Source organism: Wolbachia endosymbiont of Pentidionis agamae (assembly GCF_036711655.1).
Classification (GTDB): Bacteria; Pseudomonadota; Alphaproteobacteria; order Rickettsiales; family Anaplasmataceae; genus JAZHPY01.
In genome coordinates, this window is sequence record NZ_JAZHPY010000101.1 from 1 (window position 1) to 3,246 (window position 3,246).

Annotated in this window: 3 protein-coding genes; all 3 read left to right on the forward strand. The window is 29.3% G+C overall.

From position 1 onward, the window contains the following. The first annotated feature begins 499 nt into the window (after nucleotides 1-499). The gene (locus V6U76_RS04940; protein ID WP_333024013.1) at nucleotides 500-1,189 is read left to right on the forward strand and encodes a hypothetical protein; all 690 of its coding nucleotides are present in this window, start codon (nucleotides 500-502) and stop codon (nucleotides 1,187-1,189) included. Nucleotides 1,190-1,321: 132 nt separating this feature from the next. Beyond that, complete coding sequence (gene icd, locus V6U76_RS04945) at nucleotides 1,322-2,752, forward strand: isocitrate dehydrogenase (RefSeq protein ID WP_333024015.1); 1,431 nt, start codon at nucleotides 1,322-1,324, stop codon at nucleotides 2,750-2,752. 239 nt (nucleotides 2,753-2,991) lie between these two features. Next, a partial coding sequence (locus tag V6U76_RS04950) for an ankyrin repeat domain-containing protein (RefSeq protein ID WP_333024017.1) occupies nucleotides 2,992-3,246 on the forward strand: 255 nt, incomplete at its 3' end.

The window sequence follows — 3,246 nt, forward strand, 5'->3', positions numbered from 1 at the left end:
AGTAAAAAAAGGTATGAAGAATACTTTAATGTCGCTAAGATCTTCTGAAAAAGAGGTCTATTATCTTAGAGCTCACCATATTTCCCTCATTTTTTTTGTAATTTGCATCAAGGAGTATCTAAAGTACGGTTCTAAATAGTAAATTTCTTGACTTAATTATTAAATTATATGTAATATAACTATATTATTTAATAAAAGAAAAATTTATGAATGAAAACAAATTATCAAATTACTTTTTCAATGGATACAAAGAAAATTTGGTCTGACATTTCCTAAGCTATACCAAGAAAGAATATTTAATTGGAGAGAAAGAGAACTGGAGAGAAATATTTATTTAGTTGTAAATAGCAGTGGTTTCACTCGAAAGCAATTAAAAAATTTAACTCAAGAGTTAGCAAAAAACAAAATCACTGTTATAGATTTTAATACATTAAATCTTAAACGACATGATTTTACAATTCCAATAGGTGAACGTGAAATTAAAGTTTCTGATTACTATATGGATATGTATAGTCATAATTTTGAAAGGATGCAAGATGTTCTTAAAAGAATATGCTTTGATATAGAGATAGAGTTGATGCGGCACTTAATGTTAACACAAGTTAAAGAAATAACTGAAGGAAATGAAGCTATATACTTAGATATGGATAAGCTTCCGACAAAAGATGGTAAGCAAGTTGGTGAAGCTACTATGCCATTTGGTATACTTTTTGGTGATGGACCGTCTTCTATTATTGCTATTAATAACCCCAAAAATGAAATATTAGTAAGTATTATTGATGAAGTTAAAAATAAATTATCTAAAAAACAATACCTAACTCCAAGAAATCTTATTGGATGTATGTTTTGTAATGCTACATCAAATTCGTTATCATCAAAGCTTAATACTCATAATATAAGTAGTTGCGATGCATCTCACAATAGCATAAATATAGATGAAAGTCAAAGTACAGTATATCAAAGCTGGATTAAAGCAAACAAAAAGAACTTATATACAACAAATGAACTGAAACAGAAAGAGCTAGATATTAAAAAAGATATAATACCTACGAACTGGAAAAATGCTATTTCAGAAAATGCAATTCCTCTACCATGGAAAGATTCTACTTTAAATCCAAAAACACAATTAGAAGCAGCAGCTTTAGAATCCGCAATGCGACAAGGAGGAAATATGCAACATGCTATATAAAATCTTAAAGTTAAAGTAAATTCTTATAGGATTACTTTACTAGAGACTAAACAAGCAGTCAATTTTAAGTAACTGTAAAATTGACTGCTTGTACTCTTTTAGGTAGGATTAAAATATTTATAATAAGAAGTTATGTCTATACCAATAACAGTTGCATATGGCGACGGAATAGGATCAGAAATAATGGAGGCAGTTTTATCTATACTTAGTGAAGCAAGTGCAAAAATCTCAATAGAGGTTATTGAAATAGGTGAACGTGTTTACAATAAAGAGTGGCTTCACGGAATTGCTCCAAGCGGCTTAGAATCTATTGAAAGAACAAAGATACTGCTTAAATCGCCTACTACTACCCCACAAGGTAAAGGTCATAAGAGTCTTAATGTACTACTAAGAAAAAAATTTGGACTATATGCAAATGTGAGACCTTGCACATCATATTTTCCTATTATAGGTAATAAATTTGGTAAATTTAATATTGTTATAGTGCGTGAAAATGAAGAAGATGTATATACTGGTATAGAATACAGACTAACGAGTGATTCTTATCAATGTACAAAAATTATAACGAAATCTGGTTCAGAAAAAATATGCAGATATGCTTTTGAATATGCAAAAAAACATAGTAGAAACAAAGTAACTTGCCTGACTAAAGATAACATTATGAAAATGACTGATGGTACTTTTCATAGAGCATTTAATGCTATTGCAAAAAATTACCATGATATAGAATCAGAACATTACATAGTTGATATCGGCATGGCAAAGGTTGCATCAGATCCAAAGAATTTTGATGTTATAGTCACGGAAAATTTATATGGTGATATACTATCAGACATAGTAGCCCAAATTTCTGGGTCTATTGGGCTTGCAGGAAGTAGTAATATTGGTAATGAATATGCAATGTTTGAGGCTGTTCATGGTTCTGCTCCTGATATTGCAGAAAAAAATATTGCTAATCCTTCTGGTCTTTTAAATGCTGCAATTCAGATGTTAATGCATATAGGTCAAACAAATACTGCAAAGATCGTTTATGATGCATGGCTTAAAACTCTAGAAGATGGTTTACATACTGCTGATTTGTACAATAAAAAAACAAGTAAAGTAAAAGTTACAACTTCTGAATTTGCGGAAGCAGTAATGGGTAATTTAGGTAAAAAACCAGAAATACTCTCTGAGCTTGTAGTCGATAATGTTACGTATGATAAAATAACTAATAACATTCAAACTGGTTGCGTGATAGATTATAAAGTTAAAAATCTTGTAGGTAGTGATATAACTATTGCATGGGATAATGAAAGCAATGTTGATCAATTAGTTAATTTATTTAAATTATCTAAAATCCAAGTTATATCAATCTATGCAAAGGGACTGTTAGTCTGGCCTGGAAATTCAATATACTCGAGTGATCAAATAACTTGCAGGTTCATGCAAATAAATGAAAAAGAAGATATTAGCAGCAGCGATATAAATGATATACTTGTTGAACTTGAAGAGAATAACTTCGATGTTGTAAAAATGGAGAAATTATATTTTTATGATGGGGAAGAAGGTTTTTTCTCTTAAAAACACAAATATTTATTTTTTCTTAAGAAGAGTGTATGGGGTAGAAAATATTGCTTCCGCAGTTTCGCCGTTACCATTATAATAAAGAAAATCAAGTAAAAATTTCAAGAATTTAATTCAAAAACATTCAGTTTACGCTGAATATCCAACTCTTTTACAGAAATTTAATTAAAATTTTAAAAAAATACTTGAGATATTTACTAGTATAGTATATAATATAATTAATATAGGTAAATTTTATGCGTGAAATTAATAAACAATTATTTGAAGCAATTCAAGACAATGATTCAACACTAATGAATACATTGATTAAAGAAGGGGCTAATGTTAATGCAAAAGATGAAAATGGATTGACTCCTTTACATCAGGCTGCTCGAGGTGGGCATACAGCAGTTGTAGAAATTTTACTAAAAAATATAGATGATGTTAATGCTACTAATAGATGGAATTACACTCCTTTATATGTTGCAAAAGGTTTAGAAACCAAAAAATTA

What these genes read in the sequence shown, in the direction of transcription:
- V6U76_RS04940 (WP_333024013.1), top strand. Translation starts at nt 500, where the DNA reads ATGGATATGTATAGTCATAATTTTGAAAGGATGCAAGATGTTCTTAAA.
- icd (WP_333024015.1), top strand. Translation starts at nt 1,322, where the DNA reads ATGTCTATACCAATAACAGTTGCATATGGCGACGGAATAGGATCAGAA.